The sequence below is a fragment of the Parafrankia colletiae genome (genome assembly GCF_001854655.1).
Taxonomy (GTDB): Bacteria; Actinomycetota; Actinomycetes; order Frankiales; family Frankiaceae; genus Parafrankia; species Parafrankia colletiae.
In genome coordinates this window covers 1-25,220 of the sequence record NZ_MBLM01000135.1, presented here as the reverse complement: position 1 = coordinate 25,220, position 25,220 = coordinate 1, and the positions used below count along the sequence as shown (strand labels likewise).

Genomic DNA, 25,220 nt, shown 5'->3' with positions numbered 1-25,220 from the left:
GATGGGAGACTGGCCGCGAGGCCATGGAAGGAGCAACACAAACTGTGAGTGACCTTGAGGTGCCCGACTACTTCCGGGACGAGAAGCTGGTCGCTGACCCGTACCCGTTCCTCGAGGAGATGCGCGGGCAGTGCCCCGTGCTCCGCGAGAAGCACCACGACGTGGTAATGGTGACAGGTTACGAGGAGGCCGTCGAGGTCTTTCACGACTCGGCCACCTTTTCCTCCTGCATCTCGGTGACCGGTCCTTTCCCGGGCTTTCCCGTCCCGCTCGAGGGCGACGACGTGACCGAGCTGATCGAGCGGCACCGGGACGAGCTGCCGATGAGCGACCAGCTACCCACGCTGGACCCGCCGACGCACACCGCGCACCGCGCGCTGCTGATGCGCCTGATCACCCCGAAGCGGCTGAAGGAGAACGAGGCCCAGATCTGGAACCTCGTCGACCAGATGCTCGAGCCGTACCTGGCCCAGGGCGCGGGTGAGTTCATCACCGGCTTCGCCGGTCCGTTCACCCTGATGGTGATCGCCGACCTGCTCGGCGTTCCCGAGGAGGACCGCGAGGAGTTCCTCGACAAGCTGCAGCGCCACCCCGAGACGCAGGGCGGCGGGATCGGCAGCACCGACGACGACCACCTGGCGCACAATCCGCTGGAGTTCCTCTACCAGCGGTTCAGCGCCTACATCGAGGACCGCCGTGCCGCGCCGCGCGACGACGTCCTGACCGGTCTGGCCAAGGCCACGTTCCCGGACGGGTCGACGCCGGAGGTCATCGATGTCGTCCGGGTCGCGGCGAACCTGTTCTCCGCCGGCCAGGAGACGACCGTCCGGCTGCTCAGCACTGCGCTGAAGATCCTCGCGGAGGACCAGGAGCTGCAGGCGCTGCTGCGCCGCGAGCCGGACCGGGTCGGCAACTTCATCGAGGAGACGCTGCGGCTGGAGAGCCCGGTCAAGGGCGACTTCCGGCTGTCCCGGGTACCGACGACCGTCGGCGGGGTCGACCTGCCCGCCGGGACGACCGTCATGGTCAGCAACGGCGCGGCGAACCGTGACCCGCGGCGCTTCGAGAACCCGAACGTGTTCGACGTGACCCGCGCGAACGCCCGTCACCACCTGGCCTTCGGGCGTGGCATCCACACCTGCCCCGGCGCGCCGCTCGCCCGCGCGGAGGCCCGCGCGGCCATCGAGCGGATCCTGGAGCGCACCACCGAGATCCGGATCGCCGACAGTGTGCACGGCCCGGCCGGCGACCGCCGGTTCAGCTACCTGCCGACGTTCATCCTGCGAGGTCTGACCCACCTCGCCCTCGAGTTCACCGTCGCACCGAAGGCCATCTGATGAAGGTCGTCGTCGATGAGGACCGGTGCTGCGGGCACTCCACCTGCGCCACGCTGTGCCCCGAGGTGTTCACACTCTCCGACGACGGCTTCGCCGTCGTGACTGTCGACGAGGTGCCCGCCGAGTTCGAGCGGGTCGTGCACGAGGCTGTGGGCAACTGCCCCGAGCGTGCCATCTCCGAGCTCTGACCGCTGCGCGGCGCCTGCCCACACGCCGCGTCGCCCCGCGAACAGTCCGCACAGCCGCCCTGGGCCTCACCGGGGCGGTACGCGGTCGTTCGCGGGGCGGGTGGCGTCAGGCGCCATCCCACCCGGGTGACCGCCGCGGGTACTACTCCGTGATGTCGCGGAGAGTCAGTGGGCCGCCGGGCAGCAGCGGCCCCCGGCGGGTACGTAGGCCGTCGAGCACGATGGCGCACGACCGCTCGTAGACGGCCTCCCCCACCTCGCGCGGCATCTTCTGCATGCCCTGCAGGAGCAGCGAGAACAGGTGCACGACGTCGCCCGTCCCGACATCCGCGCGCAGCGTGCCCTCCTGCTGCGCGGCCTGCACGAGGGTGTCGATCTGGGCCATGAGCTCGCCGCGGATGCGGCGGATCTCCGGGTCGGCGCGGATCACCTCGGTGGTCGCGGGCTGGAACAGGTTCGGCAGACGCAGCGCGAGGCGGATCTCGGGCGAGCCGCTCATGCTGCGGATCAGCGCGTCCCACGCGCAGGGCTCGTCGACCGCCGCGGCCCGCGCCCGCGCGAGCATGGTCCCGAGACTGTCCTGGACGACCGCCATGATCAGCGCGTCACGGTCGGGGAAGTGCCGGTACAGCGTCCCCACTCCGACCCCGGCGAGCCGGGCGATCTCCTCCATGGGCAGATAGGGGCCGTCCTCCGTGAACGCGTGCACCGCGGCGGCCACGATCTTGTCACGGTTGCGCCGGGCGTCGGCCCTGAGGCGGACCGGGGGTAACGCCGTCATGACTTCCCACCCTCCTGTCATCGAACACTGCCCATAACAAACGGAAGAATACCGTCCACTTTCGCTGCGGGGCCCTTCTCCGCGCACACCGGTCCCCTGCGGCCACCGGACGCACCACTGGACGCACCGCCGGTGCGGGGTCTGCCCTCGCGGGGCAGCTCAGGTGATCGCCGTCGGCCTCGGCTCGGACCAGTCGCGGTTCTCGTTCGACCAGCAGACGAACGGCTCCGCCCTCGTCCCGCCGACGACCTCGAACTTCCCGCCCTTCACCTGGACCAGCGCCTGGCACTCCTCTTTGTACCCGTGCGTGGTCGGATCCTCCTCGGTCGGGTACTCGTGCTGGCGCGACCAGTCGATCGGGTTGATGAGGCCGTCCGCGCTGTAGTCCGTCAGCCTGTTTGTCGCCTCGACGACGCTGGCGCGGGTGAAGTTCGGCCCGGCGGCGAGGATCCCCTGGTAGGCGAGGTCGGCGTTGATCCAGCCGGCCATGGCCGCCTCGGTGATCCCGGCGCCGGTCTCCTGCATCCACCTGAAGTAGTCGGCGAGGCCGGTCCCGGCCGGGTCCGCCTCGAACGGGCGGAACGACACCCCGACGTAGTCGCCCTCGAACAGGTCACCGGCAGCGGCGACGAAGTCCTGGTCGTAGGTGTTCGAATGGTAGAGCACGACGTCCCGCATGCCCTGGCGCTCCAGCTCCTGGGCCAGGGTCCTCATCCCGTTGAGGTCCAGACAGGTCATGATCATCTGTGTGCCGACACGCTTCATCTCCGAGACCTCGGGGCCGATGCCGTTGGGCAGGCCGAAGCCGAGGCCGTCGTTCTTGTAGACGATCTCCTGCCCGGTGTCACCGTGGTAACGGTCGATCGTCCGGGTGATCGTCGACGTGCACTCCTTGGAGACGTCCGAGACTCCGTAACCGAGCGCCGCGATCTTCGTCGCGTTCGCCAGCCCGGCCACGTACGGGTAGGTCCGCAACGTGCAGTCGAGGCAGACGGGAGCGGCGTTACCGAAGATCGACTTCTGGTTCACCATGGCGGCGGGCTGAATGGCCCAGACGTACTGGGGGACGCCGGCCCTCGCCAGTTCGGCCCAGCCGAGCGGGAGCTGCGCGGCGCCGAACGTCGCGAACGTGTTGTTCCCGGTGATGATCTGCAGGGCGCCTTCCCTGTTCCTGCCGAGCTCGTCGTCGATCTGCTCGGCGACCACCAGCCTGCGGCCATGCACCCCGCCCTCGCTGTTGCGGAAGGCGAAGTAGGCCTCGACACCGTCGTTGAAGCAGTCGAGGATGCACGTTCCGATGGGATTGTTGCTCCTGGTGGCCAGCAGCGAGAACCGGATCTCCGTGGTGCTGACTCCGGGGTTACCCCTGTTCGGCGTGCTCGCGGGAGGTGCGTTCGTATCGCTCTCCTCACCGGTGGAGTTCGAACAGGCCGCGACCACCAGGCACAGTAAAACCAGGAGACCCGATAAACGAAAGCCGCGGGTGCGACGACGCCTCATCGATGCACGTTCCTTTGACCTCAGGCGCTCGAGAGCGCGTCTGCGATGGCACTCGCCGCCGGGCCGCGACGCGGCTGCTCGACCGGTAAGCAGGATTATGCAGCTCGGGCACTGCACGGGCGGGACCTGCGGAAATCACGGTGCAGGAATAGCGGGAACGGCCCCGTCGTACGCTTTTCCGCGGGCGCGAAGAAGCCCGGAATCCCGGAAGCCCGCCGTTGGCTCGGGCCTGCGCCGACCAGGGGACGCCGTACCACTTCCTACGACGTCGGTGTCCGGCCTTTTCCGTGGCCGCCCCGGGCCACCACCCGACGCTCTCGTTCCGTCCGCCGCCGACGCCCCGTTCCGCGATTCCCCGACGCCGCGGACGACTGTCCGGGCGGGGCACCAGGTGCCGCCGGCCCGGTGCTGCCGATACTGTCCGTCGGGTGGCATACGCGAACGTCAACGGGCTGCGCATCGGTTACGACATCATCGGCGAGGGCGAGCGCACCTGGGTTCTGACCCTCGGTGGCCGGTTCACCAGGGACACTGCGGGGGTCGCGGACCTGGCGCGGTCGATCGCCGGGCCCGGCAACCAGGTACTGCTGTGGGACAGGCCGAACAGCGGCGAGTCCGACCTGCACTTCGCCGGGCCGAGCGAGCCGCGGATGCAGGCGGACGCTCTCGCCGGCCTGCTCACCACCCTCGGCCTCGGGCCGGCCGTGCTCGCCGGCGGGACGGTCGGTTCCCATGTCTCACTGCTCACCGCCGCGCACCACCCCGAGGTCRCCGCCGGGCTGGCGCTGTGGTGGGTCAGCGGTGGCGCCCCGGGCCTGATGATCCTGGCGAACGCCTACTACTCCGCCACCGTCACGACCGCCTGGACGCGCGACATGGCGGCGGTGGCGGCACTGCCGGAATGGGCGCCCTCGCTCGAGCGCAACCCGCAGAACCGCCGGCTGCTGCTGGCCCAGGACCGCGACGAGTTCCTCGCCACCGTGCAGCAGTGGATGGCCGCGTTCAGCCCGCGGCCCGGCGAGGTCGTACCCGGGCTCTCCGACGAGGGCGCACGGTCGATCCGGGTGCCGGCCCTGGTGTTCCGCAGCGGGGCGAGCGACCCGTTCCACCCCCGGGCGACGTCCGAGGCGCTGGCCGGGCTGCTGCCGGGCGCCCGACTGGTCGAGCCGCCCTGGGGCGACCGCGAGTACCTGGAACGGCAGGCGGAGATGGCGACGGCAGGGAGCCTGTTCGTCCGCTGGCCGCTGCTGGCCCCCGCACTCTCGGCCTGGGCCGCCGACACCCTGGCCTGACCCCGCACACCCCACCCCGCACACCCCGCCCGCCACTCGCGGCGGGCGGGGCGCAGCGGCGGCGCGGCGCGGGCGCCGGATGCTAGAGCAGTGCGGCGGCCAGGCGGCGCCACTGCGCACGCGGGACGGCCCGCTGGTCGGCAAGAAGCACCTGCAGGCACACGTGGTCGGCGCCGGCGGCCCGGTGTGCCTCGACGCGCCGGCCGATCGCGGCCTCGTCCCCCCAGGCGATCATGGCGTCGAACAGCCGGTCACTCACCCCGGTGATGTCGTCCTCGGTGAAGCCGAGCCGGCGCATGCTGTTCTGGTAGTTCGGCAGCTCCAGGTAGCCGGCGAGCCACGGCCGTCCGATCGCCCGTGCCTCGTCGGCGTCGGTGGTGAGAATGACCGTCTGCTCGGGCAGGATCAGCGGGCCCTCGCCCAGCCGCTCCCTTGCCTGCCGGGTGTGCTCCGGTGTCACAAGGTAGGGATGGATGCCGCGGGACCGGTTCGCGGCCAGGTCGAGCATCTTCGGGCCGAGGGCGGCCAGGACCCTGTCCCCCACCGGGACCGGCGGGTCGGCCTTGTCCAGCCCGTCCAGGAAGGCTGTCATCGCCGCGAGCGGCCGCTGGTACCGGCCGGCCTCGGCGGCGTCGACGATGGGTGCGTGGCTGACCCCGATGCCCATCAGGAAGCGGTTCGGGTGGTCGGCGGCCAGGTCGGCGGTGCGCGCGGCGATCTGCGCCGGGTCGTGCATCCAGAGGTTGAGGATGCCGGTGGCGACGGTCACCCGGCTCGTCGCGGCCAGCAGCGCGCCGACCACGTCGAGGACCGGGCCGCCCGTGTCGGGTATCCACAGTGCCCGGAAGCCGAGTGCCTCCAGTTCCGCGGCCGCGTCGGCCGCCACGGCCGGATCGCCATACCGCAGCTGATGGCTCCACACCCCGATGCCTGAAAGATCCATGTCGGCCGTCCCGCCCACGTGTTGGTCACGAACGTCGCGCTCTTATAACCCTGCCTATCAGAGGTCCCGCCGGGTCGCGACCCGGGATGCGGCTATCCGCGCAGGTGCCGGCACGGGTGCCGGCGATCGATGGACCCGTACCCGGTTGCGCGGCACTCTTGGTCCTCATGTTCAGCGGGCCGTGCGGGCCCGGGCCCGATGGGAGATCCCGTGCTCGATGACGAGGTGCGTCAGATCATCGCCGCGACGCGGCGTTTCGTCCGTGAACGGGTCGTCCCGGCGGAAGCCGCCATCGACGACACCGACGCGATTCCCGCCGACCTGCGCCGCGAGGCCGCCGAGATGGGGCTGTTCGGATTCGCCGTTCCGGAGGAGTACGGGGGTCTCGGCCTCGACATGAGCGCCGAGGTCCGACTCGTCTTCGAACTGGGTTACACCACCCCGGCCTTCCGGTCGATGTTCGGCACCAACAACGGCATCGCCGGTCATGTCCTGCTGGAGGGCGCGACCGAGGAACAGAAGAAGGCCTACCTGCCGCCGATCGCCTCCGGCGAGTGGACCGCCTCGTTCGCTCTCACGGAGGAGAACGCCGGTTCCGACCCGTCCGGTCTCACTACCGCCGCGCGCCGTGACGGCGACGGCTGGGTGATCAGCGGCTCGAAGCGGTTCATCACCAATGCCCCGCTGGCGGACGTCTTCATGGTGTTCGCGCGGACGGACCCCGACGCCGCCGGTGCCCGCGGCATCACCGCGTTCATGGTCGAGCGCGGCCTCCCCGGCCTGACCGTCGGCCCGAAGGACCACAAGATGGGCCAGGCCGGCGCCTGGACCGCCGACGTCCATCTGGACGAGGTGCGGGTCCCGGCCAGCACAGTGATCGGCGGCGAAGAAGGGGTGGGCCGGGGGTACGCGACGGCGATGCGGTGCCTGGCGCACGGCCGGGTCCACATCGCCGCGCTCTGCGTCGGGCTCGCCCAGCGCCTCCTCGACGAGTCCGTCTCCTACGCGGCGAGCCGGGTCCAGGGCGGCGGCGTGATCGGGACGCACCAGCTCGTCCAGGGCCTGCTCGCGGACTCCGCCACCGACCTGTACGCCGCGCGGGCACTGGTCACCGACGTCGCGGCCCACTACGACGACGGCAGCGACACCCGGCTCGGCCCGTCCTGCGCGAAGTACTTCGCCTCCGAGGCCGTCGGCCGCATCGCCGACCGGGCGGTACAGATCCACGGCGGCGCCGGGTACATGCGCGGTGTTCCCGTCGAGCGGTTCTACCGCGACGCCCGCCTCTTCCGGATCTACGAGGGCACCAGCCAGATCCAGCAGATCGTCATCGCCCGCGAGCTCCTGCGCAACGCCGGCGTGCGGTAGCCCGCCAGTACCTCGGCGCCCGAACCGTGACGCCCGAGCCGTGGCACCCGGACCGGCACGCTCGGGCGGCGGTGAGGCGGGGCAGACTGGGGGGCGGGCCGGGCAGCACGGCGGCGCCGGTATCGGGCCGCGGCGTCGTGGCCGGCAGTCGGTGGAGAGGGCGGGCGGATGCGGTTCGTGGGCGTGCGGGACGGTCGACGTGTCGTGGTCGGCCGGGTGCTCGACCCCGCGGGCGACCACGCGGGCGACCAGACGGTGGACGGCGGGCTCCCGGCGGAAGGCGCCGGGGCGGACGGCAGCACCCCGAGCCGCCTGCGGGTGGCCCGGATCGCGGAGGTGGACGAGTTCTACGCCGACCTCCCCCGCTGGGCGGAGGCCGCCCGTGCCGCCACCGCCGCCGACGGCGAGCATGACCTCGACGACCTGACGCTCGCGCCACCCGTGCCGGCCGGCGCCCGGGTACTCGGCATGGGCCTCAACTACCATGCGCACGCCGCGGAGACCGGCCTCGACCTGCCGAAGCGCCCGCCGATCTTCGGGCGTTGGACGGCCTCGCTGGTCGTCGACGGGACGCCGGTCCCCGTCCCGCCCGGGGAGCGCGGCCTGGACTGGGAGGGTGAGCTCGCCGCGGTCGTCGGCACCAGGCTGACCGACGTCGACGAGGACACCGCGCTGCGCGGCGTGTTCGGCTACGCGGCGTTCAACGATCTGAGCGCCCGCCGGGCCCAGGGCGCCTCCGCGCAGTGGACGCTGGGCAAGAACGCCGACCGCAGCGGCCCGATGGGCTCCGTGGTCACGGCCGACCAGGTCGGCGACCCGGGCGCGGGGCTGCGGCTCGTCACCCGGGTCAACGGCGAGGTCGTGCAGGACGGCGACACCAGCGACATGATCTTCTCGGTGGGCCGGATCCTGTCCTTCGTGAGCCGCACCATCACCCTGAACCCGGGCGACGTCCTGATCACCGGCACTCCGGCCGGGGTCGGGTACATCCGCACCCCGCCGCGCTACCTGGGTCCCGGCGATGTCGTCGAGGTCTGGGTCGAGCGGGTCGGCTCTGTCCGCAACCCGGTGGTCGACGCCTCCGCGCGTCCCTGACCACCGCCGGTCACCCGCCGGCCACCCGCCGAGGATGCCCGTGTCACTGCCGATCATCCAATTTGACGAGCCCGTCGGGCTGCTGCTCTTCGCCGTCGTCCACCACATCGAGGACGACGAGGACCCGGCGGGGATCCTCGCCACCTACCGGGAACGCCTGGCCTCCGGCAGCTACCTGTTCCTGAGCCACTTCGTGACCCATGGCGAGGAGACCAGGGAGCTGGAGAAGGTCATGCTGGCCGATCTCGGGCGGGGCCGGTTCCGCACCCTGGACGAGATCACCGCCTTCTTCGACGGGTTCGACCTCCAGGAGCCCGGCGTGGTCTTCAACCCGCTGTGGCGCCCGGAGGAGCCGCTGCCCGAGACCATGACGCTGACCGAGCGGCTGGTCGCCGGCGGCCTGGGGCGCAAGGCCTGACCTGGCCGACCGCAGACCTGGTGCGCGGGGCCGGTACGGCCGGCGGCGGCGCAGGCCGCCGCCAGCCGCCACCGGCCGCCGCCACTCAGGCCTTCGGGCCGCCGGCCACGTAGACGACCTGGCCGGAGACGAAGCCGGCGCCCTCGCTGACCAGGAACGACACGGTGTGGGCGATGTCGTCGGGAACGCCCACCCGGCCCACCGGGATGTCGGTCGCGCGGGCGGCCGCGTACTCGTCCCACGGCCGGCCGAGGCGCTCGGCGGTCGCCCGCGTCATCTCGGTCTCGATCAGACCGGGCGCCACCGCGTTGCAGGTGACGCCGAACTTCCCGAGCTCGATCGCCACGGTCTTGGTGAAGCCCTGCAGGCCGGCCTTCGCCGCCGAGTAGTTGGCCTGACCACGGTTGCCGAGCGCCGAAGTGCTCGACAGGTTCACCACCCGGCCGAAACCGGCGTCCACCATGTACTTCTGCACCGCGCGGGTCATCAGGAAGGTGCCGCGCAGGTGCACCTCCATGACCAGGTCCCACTCGGCCTCGGCCATCTTGAACAGCAGGTTGTCGCGGGTGATGCCGGCGTTGTTCACCAGAACGGTGGGCGGCCCGAGCTCGGCGGCGACCCGGGCGACCGCGGCACCGACCTGGTCGGAGTCGCTGACGTTCACGCCGACGGCGATCGCCTTCCCCCCGGCCGCGACGATCGCGTCGACCGTCTCCTTCGAGGCGCTCTCCTCCAGGTCGAGGGCGGCGACGGCCAGCCCGTCGGCCGCGAGCCGGCGCGCGGTGGCGGCGCCGAGACCACGCGCGGCCCCCGTGACGATCGCGACCCGTTCCTGGGCAGCGGACATGATGGGCTCCTCCCACTGTCGGCGTGACGTCCCGGGTCCGCGCCGTGCGGCGCCCACCCGGGTCGGAGCAGATCTCCAGGACAGCAGATCGCCGGGGCATCGGATCGCTGCGCCGGCAGATCGCTGGGGCAGCAGTCTTGCAGGCGGCGGCGACAGGTGCATCGCTGCCGACAGACGCCCAGGTCGGCGGCGTCGCCGGCGCCGGCGACGCCGGCATCGCACCGGCGCCGTCGCACCGCGCAACAATTCGTTGGCCAACAGCGAAGGAAGCGGCCATCGTGGATCAGGCCGGCCCCCGGCGGATCGGGCCCGATCCACCCCCACCACCACAAGGAGTGACCTCACCGTGTCCCCCGTGGACGAGCTGTCCGGCGCCGCGGCGCCGATCTGGATGTGGACCCGTCCGCACGAGGTCGAGAGCGCCGCCCTCGACCAGCTCCGCACCATCGCCGACCTGCCCTACGTCCACCACCACGTCGCCGTCATGCCGGACGTCCACCTCGGGAAGGGGGCGACGGTCGGCTCGGTCATCGCGCTGCGCGACGCCGTCTCCCCCGCTGCGGTCGGCGTCGACATCGGCTGCGGGATGGCGGCCGTGCGCACCAGCCTGACCGCGGCCGACCTGCCAGACGACCTCGGCCCGCTGCGCGCCGCGGTCGAGGCGGCCATCCCCGTCGGGTACCGCGGGCACGCGGAGATCTCCCGGCGGGTCCGCGGCTACGACGACCTGTGGGCGGGCTTCGGTGACCTGCACCCGTCGGTCAGCGGGCGCAGTGGCGGCCTGGACCGGGTGATGGCGCAGATGGGCAGCCTCGGCTCGGGCAACCACTTCGTCGAGCTGTGCCTGGACACGACGGACGCGGTCTGGCTGATGCTGCACTCCGGCTCGCGCAACGTGGGCAAGACCCTGGCGGAGGCCCACATCGCCGCGGCGAAGAAGCTGCCGCACAACGCCGGCCTGCCCGACCGTGACCTGGCGGTGTTCCTCGCCGGCACGCCGGAGATGGCCGCGTACCGGCGCGACCTCGACTGGGCCCAGACCTACGCCCGGTACAACCGCGACACCATGCTCGGGCTGTACGTCGAGGCGCTGCGCACGCAGCTGCCCCGGCTGCGGGTCCCCACACCACCGGCGGACGGGCCGCACGCGGGCGACGCGGCGTTCGCCGCTGTCAACTGCCACCACAACTACGTGGCCGAGGAGCACCACTACGGCGCGGACGTCCTCGTCACCCGCAAGGGCGCCATCTCCGCCCGGGCCGGCGAGTACGGCATCATCCCGGGCTCGATGGGAACCCGCTCCTACATCGTGCGCGGCCTGGGCAACCCCGAGTCGTTCCACTCCGCGTCACACGGCGCGGGACGGCGGATGAGCCGGACCCGCGCCCGCAAGGAGTTCACCACCGACGACCTGGCCGCCCAGACCATCGGTGTCGAGTGCCGCAAGGACCCCGGAGTGCTCGACGAGATCCCGGCCGCCTACAAGGACATCGAGGCCGTCATCGCCTACCAGGACGACCTGGTGGACGTCGCCGCCGAGCTGCACGCCGTCCTCTGCGTGAAGGGCTGAGGCCCCACGGCGGAGGCGACCCACGGCGGGAGTGGCCCGTAGCCCGGGTCACCCCCGCCGGCAGCGGCCGTGAGCTGGCACGCGGGCACCGCAGCGCCCCTGCGGCGGGCCCCGTCACGGCCCCGCCGCGGCCCCGCTTCCGCGCCCTGATAGCACTTTTGGGCCCGCCACCTGCCGTCGGGGGGCGTTATGCTGCCGCACCATCACATCCCGGGCGTTCTCCGAACGCTCACTCAGGTGGCGGCAGCAGGTGCGACCCGCACCGTACCGCCGCTGCGGACGGAGGTACCGACCGGTGGAGCGGCTCGGCACGACGGCACGTCCGCACCCGGTCACACGGTTGCGGCTGGCGGTGGCGCTGCTCGTCGGCGCCGCGCTGGTGCTGGGTGTCTCCTGCTCCGACGGCGGGACTAACACGGGCAGCTCCGAAGGCGCGACGCCCTCTCCGGGCGTGGACCGACCGGCCCGGCCGGCGCCGCCCGCCGGGCCGGCGGCCGACCTGTCCACCGAGCTGACCGGCGGCAACGGCCCGTTCACGGCAGCCGGCTCCCCGACGGACCTGGCTGCCGCCGGCTACGTCCAGCAGGAGTTCGCCGCGGCCGGAACGGCGACGGCCTATCAGGCCGCCGGTGCGCTCGGAGCCGACGGTCGCTGGGAGTTCACCCCGGGCTCACCGGCGCCCTACCGGACCAGGGTGCTCGTCCGCCGCCCGGCGAAGGCCGCGGACTTCAGCGGGACCGTGGTCGTCGAATGGCTCAACGTGAGCGGCGGCGTGGACGCCGACGTCGAATGGGGCGCGCTCCGCGAGGAGATCATCCGCCAGGGCCATGCCTGGGTCGGTGTGTCCGCCCAGCGGATCGGCGTGGTGGGCGGTCCGGTGCTCGTTCCGGTGACGGAGGGGGCCTCGCTCGCCGGCCGGGGGCTTGTCGCCATCGACCCGGCCCGTTACGGCTCGCTGCGCCATCCCGGGGACGGCTTCTCGTTCGACATCCTCACCCAGGTCGGGCGGGCGGTGCGGGCCGGGGTGGGGCTGGGCGGGCCGCACCCGCGGCAGCTGATCGCCGCCGGCGAGTCGCAGGCCGCCTACGCGCTGGTGACCTACTACAACGGCGTGCAGCCACACACGAGGGCCTTCGACGGCTTCTTCGTGCACAGCCGGGGCGCGTCCGGGCTTCCGCTGGTGGGCCCGGAGGAGCACGCCGACCTGGTGAAGGCGCTCGGCAGCACCCCCACGGTGTTCCGCACCGACCAGGACGCACCGGTCCTCGACGTGCAGACGGAAAGTGACCTCACGGGTCTGCTGAGCTCACACCGGGCCCGCCAGCCGGACAACGACCGGCTGCGGTTGTGGGAGGTGGCGGGTACCGCACACGTCGACACCCACCTCCTCGGCGCCGCCGCCGCGAGGATCGACTGCGGCGTGCCGATCAACAGCGGCCCGCTGCACCTCGTGGCCAAGGCGGGACTGCGCGCGCTGGCCGCCTGGGTCACGACCGGCACGCCGCCGGCGGCAGCGCCCCGCATCGAGGTGACCGCGGACGGGGAGCCGAGCGTCCGGCGGGACGCCGACCGGATCGCGGTCGGCGGGATCCGAACACCCCCGGTGGAAATACCCGTCACCGTGCTGTCGGGAGAGCCCGGACCGACCTCCTCGGCAATCTGCCAGCTGGCCGGTTCGAACCGCCCGCTACCGGCCGGCCGGCTGGCCGAACTGTATCCGTCCCGGAACGACTACCAAAAGCGCTACAACGAGGCAACTGAATCAGCCGTAAGGTCCGACTTCCTCCTTTCCGAGGACCTGCCAGCGATGCTCGCAATGGCGGATTCCAGCCTAATAGTGGCCTGATCTCGGGCGTTCTCGGCCCCGCCGGGAACGCCCGCGGACAGCCGCACCGGTGGTTGCGGCACGCAGTAGTCCCACTACCCTGGGCGACCCACCCCGCCTGCACCTGTTCCCCGGACTGGCGGCACAGGTGACCGGCGGCCGCAGCCGTAGGTGCGGCCGGCGGGCGCGGCGGCGGCCGATGCGAGCCCCCCGCGCCGCAGCCACCTCCGTCCTTCCTGGCAGCAGCCCGAGACGTTTCCGATGGCCCGGCCCGTCCCCACCGCGACCGCCGCCGGCCCTGCCGGCCCGCCCGGCTGCCGGCCTGGGTGGGCCCGCGGACGCCCGACCCACCGGGCATGCGCGGGGCGGGACGGCAGACAGGCACCGCCGGCATCCGAACCGGGCCGACCCGTATCCCGCTCCTTCCGGACCACCGGTCCGCCTGGGATTTGCACGGCGATCAACACGAACTCCGGCGCGGGCCCCGCGGTCGCCGCCGGCCGACGACACCAGAGCAGCGGACCGAATCCGTGGCGTGGACCACACCGAACCGCCATTCCCGGACCCGGGCGAAGTGTCCGCCCACGACCCCGCCGAGGTAGCCGCCCGGGCACTCGCGGAGACCCTCCCAGCCCTTCAGTAAATGCCATTTCCCTCCACTGAAAGAATTGCGGAACGGCATTTATTTTTCGGTGATATTGCAATCTCCAGACTGAGAACGCCATGTCCGATATGTCGCGCCCCGAGCACAGAGAGTCCATGATCGTCATCTGGCGGGCCCTCGACGGTACCCAGCTCGCCGCGCGATGGCCAGGTCAGCACCGGTGCGACCGGAGCGGTCCGTCCGTACGGCACAATGTTGGCAATCGCTCGATCTCCGGCTATAACCTTGCCCACGACATATCGGCGTATTCGCCGTCAGTGATGTAACGCAGGTCGGTTCGGTCGTTGTCCGTGCGACCTTCGAAGGATCAAGGAAGCGAGCTGCATGCTGCTCACTGCTGCGAGACGTGTAGGGCGCGCCCTGCTCGTGGTCTTACTGGTGACCATGGGGGCTGTGGTGCTGCTGAGCCTGGCTCCGGGGTCTGCCGCCTCTGTCATCCTGGGAGAGAACGCGACGCCCGAGGCGATCGACGCACTCAACGCCGAGCTCGGACTCGACCGGCCCCTGTGGTCCCAGTACGTGCACTGGCTAGGCGACGCCGTCACCGGCGACCTCGGCGAGTCGCCGATCACCCACCAACCGGTCCTGGACGCGATCTTCGAGCGCCTGCCGGTGACCCTGGAGCTGGCCGCGCTGGGCCTGATCGTGGCGCTCGTCATCGCCATCGGTCTGGCCGTGCTGTCGGCGACCTGGCCCGGCTCCCCGCTCGACCGGGCGATCGCGGCCCTGTCCAGCGTCTTCCTCTCCGTCCCCGCCTTCATCGCCGGCCCCGTCCTCGTCTACCTGTTCGCCCTCCAGACCGGCTGGTTCCCGGTCACGGGCTGGACCCGCATCAGCGAGGACCTCGGCGAGAACCTGCGAGGGGTGGTCCTGCCCGTCATCGCGATCTCCCTGACGGAGATCGCCTCGTTCCACCGGCTGCTGCGCACCGACCTGATCAGCACGCTGCGCGAGGACTTCATCGGGGCCGCCCGCGCCAAGGGCATGGGCCCGAGCTACGTGATGGCCCGGCACGCGCTGCGCCCCTCGTCGTTCTCCCTCGTCACGCTCGTCGGCATCAACCTCGGCCGGCTGATCGGCGGCACCGTGATCGTCGAGTCGTTCTTCGCCCTTCCGGGCCTCGGGCAGCTCGTGATCTACTCGATCACCGCCCGTGACATCATCACCGTCCAGGGTGTGGTCGTGTTCATCGCCGTGGTCTACGTGGTGATCAACATGATCGTGGATCTCAGCTACGGCTGGCTCGACCCGCGTGTCAGGAAGGCGGCCACCGCATGACCAGCCCCGACGTGGTGGAGAGCGCCACCCCCTTACCCGCAGACTCCGAGAGCGCCGCGACGGCCGTCGGCCCCGCCGGCGCCACCCCGGTCGCCACCGGCGGCCTGCCGGATGTCCCGCGCGTGCACCAGCCCCGCTCGATCCTGGTGTACCTGTCCTACGCCTGGCTGATCGCGACGATCCTGCTGGCCGCGCTGGCCGACGTGCTGCCRCTGGCCTCCTACTCCATCCCGATCGGCCGGCCACGCCAGCCACCGAGCTTCGAGTCCCTCGACATGCTGCTGGGCACCGACCAGCAGGGCCGGTCGCTCCTCTCCCGCTGTGTCTACGGGGCCCGGGTGTCCCTGCTCATCGGCACCGCCGCCGGGCTGATCGGCGCGGCCGTCGGCACCCTGCTCGGCATGATCGCGGGCTACCTCGGCCGCGGCACCAAGACGACCATCAGCCTGGTCACCGACGCGATGCTCGCCTTCCCGCCGCTGATCCTCCTGCTGGCCCTCTCGGCGATCCTCACGCCCAGCGTGAAGACGCTGCTGTTCGGCCTGACGCTGCTGATCATCCCCACGTTCATCCGCCTCGCGATCGCCAACACGCTCGCCTGGTCGTCCCGTGAGTTCGTCACTGCGGCCCGGAACATGGGCGCCAGCCACAGTCGGATCCTGGTCAAGGAGATCCTGCCGAACCTGCTCCCCCCGCTGGGYGCGTTCCTGCCCGTGGTGATGGCGGCACTGATCGTCGCCGAGGGCTCCCTGAGCTTCCTGGGCGTCGGCATCCCACCGCCCCAGCCCAGCTGGGGCGGGATGATCTCGGACGGCAAGGAGGCCATCGAGACCGCGCCGCACATGGTGTTCGTCCCGGCCGCCGCGATCTTCCTGACGGTGTTCGCGCTGAACCAGGCCGGCGACCACCTGCGCCGCCGGTTCGACCGGACGATGCGCGACTAGCCCGGTCCGCCGCCTCCCCTCGCCACCATCGGCACTGTCGACCTGATCCGGTCCGCAGGCACGGCGATTGCGCTCCACCTGGTCGCCCGTACCGCGCCGGACCCCGCGGAGCACCGGCTTCTGAGCCGCGACAGCGCGACCCGTGGAGCGCTGGATCGAGTTCCATTCCTGACCGGTGCACGGACCTGGGACCCCGTGCCCGCGTCTCCCCGCTCCGACACAGCGAAAGGCACGGAATGTTAAGGAACACCCGGATTGCCATGACGGCGATCCTCTGTAGCGCAGCACTTGCTCTGGGGGCCTGCGGCGGCGGAAGCAGCAGCAGCGACAGCGACAAGGCCGACACCTCGTCCTCCTCAGGAGCCGCGGGTGAGGCGGTGGCCGGTGGCACAGGGCGGATCCTCGCCCTCAGCGACCCGAGCACTCTCGACCCCGCGGTGCTCGGCAACGCCGCGCCGACCTCGGCCGCCATCGGCAACGCGCTCTACGGCACGCTCCTGATCGACGACGCCAGCGGCAAGACCCAGTACAAGATGGYCGAGTCGTTCGAGACCACCGACGAGGGCGCCACCTTCACCCTGAAGCTCCGCTCCGGCCTGGTCTTCTCCGACGGCACTCCGCTCGACGCCGAGGCCGTCAAGTTCAACTGGGACCGCTACAAGGACCCGGCGAACCGCTCGACCCACCTCGCCGAGGCGACGCTCGTCTCCTCCACCGAGGTCGTCGACGCCCAGACCCTCAAGGTCACCATGGTCAGCCCGATCCCGTCCTTCGCCGGAGCCGTGATCAACAGCTGCCTGAACTGGATCGCCTCCCCCGCCGCGCTGCAGAAGGGCGCGGCCGCGTTCGACGAGGACCCGATCGGCGCCGGGCCGTTCACCCTGGAGAGCTGGACCCGCCAGGCCGAGCTCAAGCTGGTCAAGAACCCGAAGTACTGGGACGCGCCCAAGCCCTACCTCGACAGCCTCACCGTGCGTGCCGTGCTTGACGCCAACCAGCGCCTGAACACGGTGACCACCGGTGGCGCCGACGTCGCGATCGACTCGAACCCGCAGAACATCGACAAGGCCAACACCGACGCCCTGTCGGTCAACGTGGAGAGCCTCAACGGCGGCTTCTTCATGGCGCTGAACACCCGCCGCGCGCCCTTCGACGACGTGCGTGCCCRGCAGGCGTTCAACGCCGCGGTCGACCTGGAGTCGGCGAACCTGGCCGTCTACGACGGCACCGCCGAGATCCCCGAGACGCTGTTCACCAAGGACTCCCCGCTCTTCGAGGACATCCCGCTGCACAAGACCGACCCGGCGAAGGCGCAGAAGCTCTTCGACGAGCTCGCCGCCGAGGGCAAGCCGGTCACCTTCACGTTCAGCAGCTTCCCGTCCACCGAGAACCGCTCGCTGGCCGAGAACATCCAGGCGCAGCTGAGCGCCTTCAAGAACGTCAAGGTCGAGGTGAAGGTGGTCGACTACGCGCAGATCCCCGCGCTGCGCGCCACCTACGACTTCGACGTCCTGGTCTCCTCCTCGTTCTTCCGCAGCCCCGACCCGCGGCTGGTGACGGCGTTCTCCGTCGACTCCCCGGCGAACCTGTCCGGCATCAAGGACCAGCAGCTGTCCGACGCGCTGATCGCCGGGCGCACCGCGACCACCGACGCGGAGCGCAAGGCCGCCTACGCCACCGTGCAGAAGCGGCTGGCCGAGCTGTCTCCGATCCTCTACTACACCCGGGCCACCTTCGCCGCGATCGGGCGGCCGGCGGTCGGCGGGCTCCAGCAGTACGGCAGCGGCTCGCTGCTGCCCGAGGAAATCTGGATCAAGAAGTAGTCGGCTGACCGGAGGATGGACGAGAGGTCCCACACGCCCATGAGTACTGAACCTGTCCTGCAGGTACGCAACCTGCGCGCCTACATCGGCACCCCGCGCGGTGTCGTCCGGGCCGTCGACGACGTGTCCCTTGACCTCGACCGTGGGCACGCCCTGGGCGTGGTCGGGGAGTCCGGGTCCGGCAAGTCGGTGATGGCCCGGGCGATCATGGGACTGATGCCCGGGCGGTCAGGATGCTCGGGTCAGGTGCTCTTCGAGGGCCGGGACCTGCTCACCCTCCCCCGCAAGCAACGCGCCGAGATCTGGGGCAAGCACATCGCGATGGTGTTCCAGGATCCCGGCCGGTCGCTCAACCCGGTCGTCCGGGTGGAGCGCCAGCTGACCGAGGGAATGCGCAAGCATCTCGGGGTCAGCCGCACCGAAGCGCACGGCCGGGCCCTCGACCTCCTTCAGGAGGTCGGGGTGCCCGACCCCGAGAAGCGGCTGCGCAACTATCCGCACGAGCTGTCCGGCGGCATGCGCCAGCGGGTCATGATCGCGACCGCGCTGGCCTGCCGGCCGACGCTGCTCATCGCGGACGAACCAACCACCGCGCTGGACGTCACCGTGCAGCGCCAGATCCTCGACCTGCTGCGCCGCGTGCAGCGCAGCCACGGCATGTCGATGATCCTGATCAGCCACGACCTGGCGATCGTCGCGGGCCGGACCGACCGGACCGCGGTCATGTACGCGGGGAAGCTCGCCGAGAGCGGCGCCACCCGCGAGGTCTTCGACGCGCCCCGGCACCGCTACACCCACGCGCTGCTGGAGGCCACCCCCACCATCGACCACGAGCGGCATGCACCGATGCGGCTCATCACCGGCTCCCTGCCCGACCCGACGGCACCGCCGCCGGGCTGCCGCTTCGCGGCCCGGTGCTCGCACGCCGACGCGGCCTGCAGTGACCCCGGACCACAGATGGTCTCCATCGGCACCGACCACGAGGTCGCGTGTCTGAGCCCGGTGCAGACCAGCACCGAGCAGATCACCGGAGGTGAGCTCGTTGGCCGGTAGCGGCACCGCGCACCTGCGCGGCGAGGAGGCCCTGCTCAGCGTGCGGGACCTCGTCGTGGAGTACCCGACGAAGGGAGGAGTCGTCCAGGCGGTCTCGAAGGTCAGCTTCGACGTCCTGCCCGGCGAGACCCTCGGGATCGTCGGCGAGTCCGGCTGCGGCAAGTCGACCACCGGGCGGGCGGTACTGCGCCTGGACCGGCTGACCGCGGGTCAGATCGACTTCGCCGGCGAGCGCATCGACGAAGCCAGCGGGAAAAGGATGCGCGAGCTCCGGCGCTCCATTCAGATGATCTTCCAGGACCCGGTGGCGTCTCTGAACCCGCGGCGCAGCGTGAAGGACATCGTCGTCGAGGGCCTGGCGGTGACCGGCGCCCCGGCCGCGGAGCGGGCGTCCACCTCGTCGTCCATCCTGGAGCAGGTCGGCCTGGGCAGCGAGCGCTTCGCCGACATGATGCCCCGCCAGCTCTCCGGTGGGCAGGCCCAGCGGGTGGCGATCGGCCGCGCGCTCGCCCTGCACCCGCAGTTACTGATCTGTGACGAGCCGGTGTCCGCCCTGGACGTCTCCGTCCAGGCGCAGATCCTCAACCTCATCGAGGAACTGAAGGCCCAGTTCAACCTGACCGTCGTCTTCATCGCCCACGACCTCGGGGTCGTGCGCGCGGTCAGCGACGACGTCCTGGTCATGTACCTGGGCAAGGTGTGCGAGTTCGGCGACGCGGACATGGTCTACGACCAGCCCGCCCACCCCTACACCCGCGCGCTGCTCGACTCCGTCCCGTTGACGGACGCCGAGCGCGGGTTCACCGGCCCGGCGCTGGAAGGCGACCTGCCCTCCCCGCTCTCACCGCCGACCGGGTGCCGTTTCCGGACCCGGTGCCCGCGGGCGGAGGAGCGGTGCGCGGCCGAGGAGCCGGAGATCCAGGAGATCCGCCCCGGCCAGTACGCGGCCTGCCACTTCCCGCTGAGCCTCGGCGCCACCGTGACCCTCGCCCCGGCCGCGGAGGAGCCCGCGGCCGAGAGCACACCTGAGACCACCAGCGAGACCGAGGCAGCAGCCGTACCTGCGGCCGCCGCCGAGCCTGCAGCAACGGTCGAGCCTGCGGCAACGATCGAGGCCAGGACCGATCCCGTGGCTGTGCCCGCGGCCCTGGAGAAGCCCGCCCCGACGGACGAGTCCGCGGCTGGCGCGAAGTCCGCGCCGCTGGAGAAGCCCGCTCCGGCGGAGAAGCCCGCTCCGGCGGAGAAGCCCAGCCCTGCGGAGAAACCCGCCCCTGTGGAGGAGCCCGTGCCGGCAGCGAAGTCCGTGCCGGCGGAGGCGGCTGTGCCAGCCGCGGCGGTGGCGACTGCTGCCGTGGTCGAGAAGTCCGAATCCGCGGGCGAAGCCGCCGCCGCAACGACATCCGAGCCGGCAGCCTCTGCGGAGGATGTCGTCCCGGCCGAGGATGTCGTCCCGGCCGCGCCGGCGGCCACGGCCGAGGCCGCGAAGCCCGCCGCGGCTGCGGCGGAGCCGGTGAAGAGCGAGCCTGCGAAGAGCGACATCTGAGGCCTCGCCGCACGCGCAGGGGGCGTCTCCCGGTCGGGGGACGCCCCCTTTCGCCTGTCAGGCCGGGATCAGCAGCCCGGTACCGTCATCCGCCGACGCCGGGTCAGGCGGGTCAGGCGGGTCAGGCGGGTCAGGCGGGTCAGGCGGGTCAGCGGACGGTGCGGGCCACCGTGGCGATCGAGCAGGGCCTGCCGCCGGAGCCGCGGGCGGTCACCCGGTACACGGCCACCGAGCGCCCCTGGTGCTCGGGCTGCACCTCGTAGACGACGGGATCCGCCAGGTCGGCCCGGCGCAGGTAGTGGATGGTGACGGAGGCGGTCGTCAGGCGCCCCTGGGGATCTGCCGCGGCGGCCGCCTGCTCGGAGCCGCAGAACAGGATGCCGCCATGCACGGCGCCGCTGCCGTTGCCGAACTCGGGGCGGTTCGGAACGACGATCGGGCCGCCGCGACCGGCACCGGTCGAGCCGGCGGGGCCGAGGGTGTCGCGGGCCGAGAGGTCGGCGGCGGCGGTGAGAGTGCTCGCGCGGATGCCCTCCGGCTGCGACCAGCCGGCCGGAACGATGCGCAGGTGTGCGCGACCGGTGGCGACGAGGCGTCCCGTACCGTCGACGATCTCGCAGCGGGACAGGCCACGGGCAGCGTCGATGGCGACGACCGTTCCGGTCGCGAGCAGACGCGGCCCGACCCACGGCGGCGGCAGGACGACCTCGACCGACAGCTCGAAGGTGACCAGATGCGTGCCGGGCGGACGGCTGACGAAGACGGGCCGGCCGAGCACGTCGTCGGCCAGGATGCCGAGGGCGCCCACCGCCGGCGTGCCGCCGACGCCGTCCAGCCAGGGGCCCACGGCCATCGACAGCTCGGTGCCGTCCGGCCCGGGCCGGTATCCCGACACCCGGAAGAGCGCCTGCGGGCCGCCGATGCCGTCGCTCGGCTCGGCCGGCTCGCCCCGATCAGCTGCGCCGGCCGGGGCGGGAGTCCCGCTGTCCTCCTGCGGGATCTGCCGCGCACGCGGGACGGAGACGCCTGGTGCCAGACCGGATCTGCTGGTCACGAACGAAGCCCCTCCCCGTGGTCACCGCCGGTGGCGACAATCCGTCCAGGTCGGGACGAAGGGCACTACCGGTTCTCGCATCCTCCGGGGGCCTTGCTGCCCACGACAAGCCACGCTGTGTGCGTGTCAGCAAGGACACATCAGAGGTGCCAGGTCACCGACGGGACGTCCACAGGATTGTCAGGGGAGGTCGAGGGCGGCGATCGTCGGGTCGCCGATCAGGGCGTTCGGCGATCAGGGCGTCAGGAAGGGGTTGTCCCAGGTGTCGAGAGCCGTGACGGTGTGCAGCGGGCGGCGGCGGACCGGCCCGTGCCTGCCCACCGGCCAGCCGGCCGCCACGAGCGCGGCGATACGCCAGTCGTCCGGGATGCCGATGATCGAGCGCAGCTTGTCCTCGGCGAACGTGAACCAGGTGCTGGGTACCGTGCCGAGGCCCTCGGCGCGGGCAGCGAGCAGGAAGTTCTGCATCGCCGGGAAGATCGAGCCGCCCTCGATGAACTCCGGGACGAACCCGGTCAGCCGATAGCAGAACAGCACGTAGACCGGCACGTTCTCGAAGTTGTCGACCAGGTGCAGCATCGTGCGGGTCAGCCGGGCCTGCCGCGAGGTGTCGTCGGCCGGCGGCGCCTCCGCGGCCTGGCCGTAGATGGTGCGGACCCAGTCCCAGCCCTCCCGGAACGCCGGGCCCAGCACCGCGCGGACCTCCGGCGAGCGCAGCACCAGGAACTTCCACGCCTGCGCGTTCGAGCCCGACGGAGCCCAGGTCGCGGCCTCCAGGCATCGGGCCAGCACCTCGTCGGACACCGGTTCGGGCCGGAACCGGCGCAGCGACCGGGCGGTGCGCATGGCCTCGCGCAGGTCGATCGCGGGCGCCGCACCGGGTTCCAGATCACTCATCTGTCCTGAACTCCTTCGCTACCGCTGCCGGCGACACCGCCGGCCGGGTTCAGCCCTCCGCCCGGCGCAGGATCTGACGGGCCTGCGCCACCAGCGGGGCGTCGATCATCTGGCCGTCGAGGAGGAACACCGCGCTGTCCGCGCTGCCGGCCACGACCCGCCGCGCCCAGGCGACCTCGTCGGCGGACGGCTGGAAGGCCTGGCGGACCACCGCGGCCTGTGACGGATGGATGCAGGCCTTCGCGACGAAGCCGCAGGCGACCGCCTCGTCCGCCTCGGCGGTCAGGGCGGGGACATTGCCGACGTCCAGGAACACCGTGTCGATGGCGGGCACCCCGGCGACGGCTGCGTTGAGCAGCACCGTGGACTTCGCGAACCGCGCGATGTCGCGGTAGGTGCCGTCCGGCAGGCGGCTGCCGCTGCCGCCGAGGGAGGCCATCAGGTCCTCGGCGCCCCACATGACGCCGACGACGTTCGGCGCGCGTACAACCTCGGCGGATGCCAGCACACCGCGTGCCGTCTCACACAGCGCGAGGACCTGGTAGGGCGCGGCGTCCTCGACCTGCTGGGCGCTTTCCGTCTTCGCCAGCATGATGACCCGGTACTCGGTCTGCGCCAGGGCGCGCATGTCCTCGTCGTAGTCGGCCGTCGTACGCGGGTTCACCCGCACGATCACCCGGGCGGGATCCACCGGGTTCCCGACGAGGGCCTTGCGGGCCTCGGGCCGGTTCGCCGCGGCGACGGCGTCCTCAAGATCGATGATGACGGTGTCGGCCGCCGCCAGCGCCTTCCCGTATCGCTCCGGCCGGTCGGCGGGGCAGAACAGAAGGGATGATCCCAGGGTCCACTCGGTCACGTTGTCTCCCAGCTCGACACAGCCCGGCGCATCAGAACCACGGACCGTTCAGCCGGCCGCGGCGGAATCGCCGGAACCAGCCGGGACGCGCAGCATCAGCGCGGTGCGGTCGGCCCGGGCGACAAGAACACCCTTCTGGTTCAGTGCCCGGTGCTGGAACACGACCACGCCGTTGTCGGGCCGCGACCGCGAGTCCCTTTTCGACAGGACCTCCGTCTCGGCGTAGAGCGTGTCACCGATCAGGACCGGCGCCGGGAAGGCGATTTCGCCGAACCCGAGGTTGGCGACGGTGGTCGCCTGGGTGAGCTGCGCGACGCTCAGGCCGACCATGATGGACATCGTCATCAGGCTGTTCACGAGCCGCTCGCCGAACTCCGTCGACGCGCTTGCCGCGGCGTCAAGGTGCAGACTCTGCGGATTCATCGTGAGGGTGGAGAACAGCGTGTTGTCCGCCTCGCCGACCGTGCGGCCCGGGCTGTGGGCATAGACCACACCGGTCTGCAGTTCCTCGAAATACAGCCCTCGCTGCTGAATGCGCGTCACATCTCCACCTGAATGTTTTCGCCGATTTCACGACGCATGACGTCCTGTACTGTACGGACCTGACAACACGACTGTCAACGCGCCTACCAACCAGCGAGACGCCTGTTGCCGTCGGGTACACATATCAGCTTTCCGGATCACGGTCGAGCGATGCGGTGTTCCTGGTGGCAAACATCGCTTTCCGTCGGCGGGCCGCGAACCGCCGCACTGAACTCGGGCAGCAGCAGAGAAGCGGGGCACTACGCCGGAACGTCGTCATCGGCGGATCCGGCGGCGGGCTCGGCGCCAGGAGGGCGCTGCCAGCCGAAGGTCCAGTGGCGCGGTGCCCTTGGTCGGGTCCACGGTGGCTGCCGGTGGCCGGAGGATGGCTCGTGGCATGGTCGACGACGGAGAGCACCCCGCATCCGAACACCCGGCATCCGAACACAGGGCCTTCCTCCTCCGCTGGCGTCTCCCCCGCCGCTGAGGCGTCCGGTGTGCGTAGTGAGTGCGGTCGGTTCTGGGAGAAGCGCTACCGCGAGACAGAACGGATGTGGTCCGGCGCCCCCAACGATCTGCTCGTCCGCGAGCTCGGCTCCGCGGCGGCGGCGGGGCGCCCGGCGACGGGCGCGGAGGCCGGGGCGGCGCTGGACCTGGGCTGCGGCGAGGGCGGTGACGCGATGTGGCTGGCGGCCCGCGGATGGCGGGTCACCGCGGTCGACGTCTCGCCGACCGCGCTCCAGCGGGGAGCCCGGGCCGCGCAGGCGGCGGGTGTCGCCGACCGGATCTCCTGGCTGTGCCAGGACCTGACCGACGGTCCGCCGGCTGGCCCGTTCGGGCTGGTCATCGCGATGTTCCTGCACTCCCCGACGGGGATGCCCCGCGACGAGGTACTCCGCGCGGCGGCGGYGCGGGTCGCTCCCGGTGGCAGCCTGCTGATCGCGAGTCACTCCGGTGCGCCGTCGTGGCAGCCGAGGACGGTCCCGCACACCCGGCTCACCACCCCCGACGACGTCCGCGCCGAGCTCGGTACGGCCGTGGACGGCTGGACGGTGGGGCTTCGGGAGATGTACGAGGCGCCGATGTCCCGCCCGAACGGACAGGTGGGTTTCCGGGTCGAGAACGCCCTGCTGCTGCGCCGGCCCGGCGGACCAGCAGGCGCCGGGCCTGCGACGTAGTCGGGGCAGGGTGCGGTGTGGGTGGGGCGCCTCACCGGGACGCCCCACCCGCACGGCTGTCAGGTGGTGATGATGGAGACGCCGGCGGTGCCTGGTGCGCCGTAGAGCTGGGCGTAGCCCACACGGGGGGTGCCGGGGACCTGCCGGTCCCCGGCCTGCCCGCGCAGCTGCAGGACGAGTTCGTGGATCTGGCGCAGGCCGGAGGCGCCGACCGGTTCACCGTTGGCGATGAGCCCGCCGTCGG

General features: G+C 71.6%; 23 protein-coding genes. 14 read left to right on the top strand and 9 right to left on the bottom strand.

From position 1 onward, the window contains the following. Positions 1-44 precede the first annotated feature (44 nt). Together CC117_RS22725 and CC117_RS22720 are read left to right on the top strand one after the other, a co-directional pair. Positions 45-1,337, top strand: a complete 1,293-nt coding sequence (locus CC117_RS22725; RefSeq protein ID WP_026311008.1) for a cytochrome P450 — start codon at positions 45-47, stop codon at positions 1,335-1,337. Next, positions 1,337-1,525: a ferredoxin gene (locus tag CC117_RS22720; protein WP_071087407.1), complete on the top strand. Its 189-nt coding sequence runs from the start codon at positions 1,337-1,339 to the stop codon at positions 1,523-1,525. The genes CC117_RS22725 and CC117_RS22720 overlap by 1 nt, the downstream gene beginning before the upstream one ends. Before the next feature lie 142 nt (positions 1,526-1,667). On the opposite strand, the gene CC117_RS22715 is transcribed toward CC117_RS22720, so the two are convergent. Together CC117_RS22715 and CC117_RS22710 are read right to left on the bottom strand one after the other, a co-directional pair. After that, entirely contained in the window at positions 1,668-2,306 is a 639-nt protein-coding gene (locus CC117_RS22715) for a TetR/AcrR family transcriptional regulator (protein ID WP_071087405.1), read from the bottom strand. A 159-nt stretch (positions 2,307-2,465) separates the two neighbouring features. Further along, positions 2,466-3,806, bottom strand: coding sequence for an ABC transporter substrate-binding protein (locus CC117_RS22710; RefSeq protein ID WP_071087402.1), 1,341 nt, complete (start codon positions 3,804-3,806; stop codon positions 2,466-2,468). Between the two features lie 428 nt (positions 3,807-4,234). Here CC117_RS22710 and CC117_RS22705 point away from each other — a divergent pair, with 428 nt between their 5' ends. Beyond that, complete coding sequence (locus tag CC117_RS22705) at positions 4,235-5,098, top strand: alpha/beta fold hydrolase (protein WP_071087400.1); 864 nt, start codon at positions 4,235-4,237, stop codon at positions 5,096-5,098. An 82-nt stretch (positions 5,099-5,180) separates the two neighbouring features. Here the strand turns inward: CC117_RS22705 and CC117_RS22700 are convergent, their stop codons facing one another. Beyond that, positions 5,181-6,041 carry an LLM class F420-dependent oxidoreductase gene (locus CC117_RS22700; protein WP_071087493.1) on the bottom strand — a complete coding sequence of 287 codons (861 nt, stop codon included), beginning with the start codon at positions 6,039-6,041 and terminating at the stop codon, positions 5,181-5,183. Positions 6,042-6,239: 198 nt separating this feature from the next. Between CC117_RS22700 and CC117_RS22695 the strand changes: the two genes are divergently transcribed. From CC117_RS22695 to CC117_RS22685, 3 genes are all read left to right on the top strand, one after another. After that, a complete protein-coding gene (locus CC117_RS22695; protein WP_407673574.1) occupies positions 6,240-7,409 on the top strand; it encodes an acyl-CoA dehydrogenase family protein in 1,170 nt (389 codons plus the stop codon). Between the two features lie 168 nt (positions 7,410-7,577). Then, entirely contained in the window at positions 7,578-8,504 is a 927-nt protein-coding gene (locus CC117_RS22690; protein WP_071087398.1) for a fumarylacetoacetate hydrolase family protein, read from the top strand. 40 nt (positions 8,505-8,544) lie between these two features. After that, positions 8,545-8,922: an SAM-dependent methyltransferase gene (locus tag CC117_RS22685; protein WP_241830333.1), complete on the top strand. Its 378-nt coding sequence runs from the start codon at positions 8,545-8,547 to the stop codon at positions 8,920-8,922. An 85-nt stretch (positions 8,923-9,007) separates the two neighbouring features. Here the strand turns inward: CC117_RS22685 and CC117_RS22680 are convergent, their stop codons facing one another. After that, positions 9,008-9,769 carry an SDR family oxidoreductase gene (locus CC117_RS22680; protein WP_071087396.1) on the bottom strand — a complete coding sequence of 254 codons (762 nt, stop codon included), beginning with the start codon at positions 9,767-9,769 and terminating at the stop codon, positions 9,008-9,010. Between the two features lie 346 nt (positions 9,770-10,115). Between CC117_RS22680 and CC117_RS22675 the strand changes: the two genes are divergently transcribed. From CC117_RS22675 to CC117_RS22645, 7 genes are all read left to right on the top strand, one after another. Next, the gene (locus CC117_RS22675) at positions 10,116-11,339 is read left to right on the top strand and encodes an RtcB family protein (RefSeq protein ID WP_071087394.1); all 1,224 of its coding nucleotides are present in this window, start codon (positions 10,116-10,118) and stop codon (positions 11,337-11,339) included. A 295-nt stretch (positions 11,340-11,634) separates the two neighbouring features. Beyond that, the gene (locus CC117_RS22670; RefSeq protein ID WP_241830332.1) at positions 11,635-13,185 is read left to right on the top strand and encodes an alpha/beta hydrolase domain-containing protein; all 1,551 of its coding nucleotides are present in this window, start codon (positions 11,635-11,637) and stop codon (positions 13,183-13,185) included. Positions 13,186-14,152: 967 nt separating this feature from the next. Continuing rightward, entirely contained in the window at positions 14,153-15,106 is a 954-nt protein-coding gene (locus CC117_RS22665; protein WP_071087391.1) for an ABC transporter permease, read from the top strand. Next, the gene (locus CC117_RS22660; protein ID WP_071087389.1) at positions 15,103-16,050 is read left to right on the top strand and encodes an ABC transporter permease; all 948 of its coding nucleotides are present in this window, start codon (positions 15,103-15,105) and stop codon (positions 16,048-16,050) included. Before CC117_RS22665 ends, CC117_RS22660 begins: the two co-directional genes overlap by 4 nt. A gap of 260 nt (positions 16,051-16,310) precedes the next feature. Then, positions 16,311-17,873, top strand: coding sequence for an ABC transporter substrate-binding protein (locus CC117_RS22655; protein WP_084132600.1), 1,563 nt, complete (start codon positions 16,311-16,313; stop codon positions 17,871-17,873). 39 nt (positions 17,874-17,912) lie between these two features. Beyond that, positions 17,913-18,926 carry an ABC transporter ATP-binding protein gene (locus tag CC117_RS22650; RefSeq protein WP_071087384.1) on the top strand — a complete coding sequence of 338 codons (1,014 nt, stop codon included), beginning with the start codon at positions 17,913-17,915 and terminating at the stop codon, positions 18,924-18,926. Further along, on the top strand, positions 18,907-20,469 hold the full coding sequence (locus tag CC117_RS22645; RefSeq protein WP_241830331.1) for an ABC transporter ATP-binding protein: 1,563 nt from the start codon (positions 18,907-18,909) through the stop codon (positions 20,467-20,469). The genes CC117_RS22650 and CC117_RS22645 overlap by 20 nt, the downstream gene beginning before the upstream one ends. A 148-nt stretch (positions 20,470-20,617) precedes the next feature. Here the strand turns inward: CC117_RS22645 and CC117_RS22640 are convergent, their stop codons facing one another. The 4 genes from CC117_RS22640 to CC117_RS22625 form a co-directional block, all read right to left on the bottom strand. Next, on the bottom strand, positions 20,618-21,523 hold the full coding sequence (locus CC117_RS22640) for a PaaI family thioesterase (protein WP_241830330.1): 906 nt from the start codon (positions 21,521-21,523) through the stop codon (positions 20,618-20,620). Positions 21,524-21,757: 234 nt separating this feature from the next. Next, the gene (locus CC117_RS22635; protein ID WP_071087380.1) at positions 21,758-22,420 is read right to left on the bottom strand and encodes a nitroreductase family protein; all 663 of its coding nucleotides are present in this window, start codon (positions 22,418-22,420) and stop codon (positions 21,758-21,760) included. Between the two features lie 49 nt (positions 22,421-22,469). Next, complete coding sequence (locus CC117_RS22630; RefSeq protein ID WP_071087378.1) at positions 22,470-23,276, bottom strand: HpcH/HpaI aldolase/citrate lyase family protein; 807 nt, start codon at positions 23,274-23,276, stop codon at positions 22,470-22,472. Between the two features lie 48 nt (positions 23,277-23,324). After that, positions 23,325-23,819 carry a MaoC family dehydratase gene (locus tag CC117_RS22625; protein ID WP_071087376.1) on the bottom strand — a complete coding sequence of 165 codons (495 nt, stop codon included), beginning with the start codon at positions 23,817-23,819 and terminating at the stop codon, positions 23,325-23,327. Between the two features lie 476 nt (positions 23,820-24,295). Here CC117_RS22625 and CC117_RS22620 point away from each other — a divergent pair, with 476 nt between their 5' ends. Continuing rightward, positions 24,296-24,976, top strand: coding sequence for an SAM-dependent methyltransferase (locus tag CC117_RS22620; protein WP_071087485.1), 681 nt, complete (start codon positions 24,296-24,298; stop codon positions 24,974-24,976). Positions 24,977-25,035: 59 nt separating this feature from the next. On the opposite strand, the gene CC117_RS22615 is transcribed toward CC117_RS22620, so the two are convergent. After that, a partial coding sequence (locus CC117_RS22615) for a thiolase C-terminal domain-containing protein (protein ID WP_407673573.1) occupies positions 25,036-25,220 on the bottom strand: 185 nt, incomplete at its 5' end.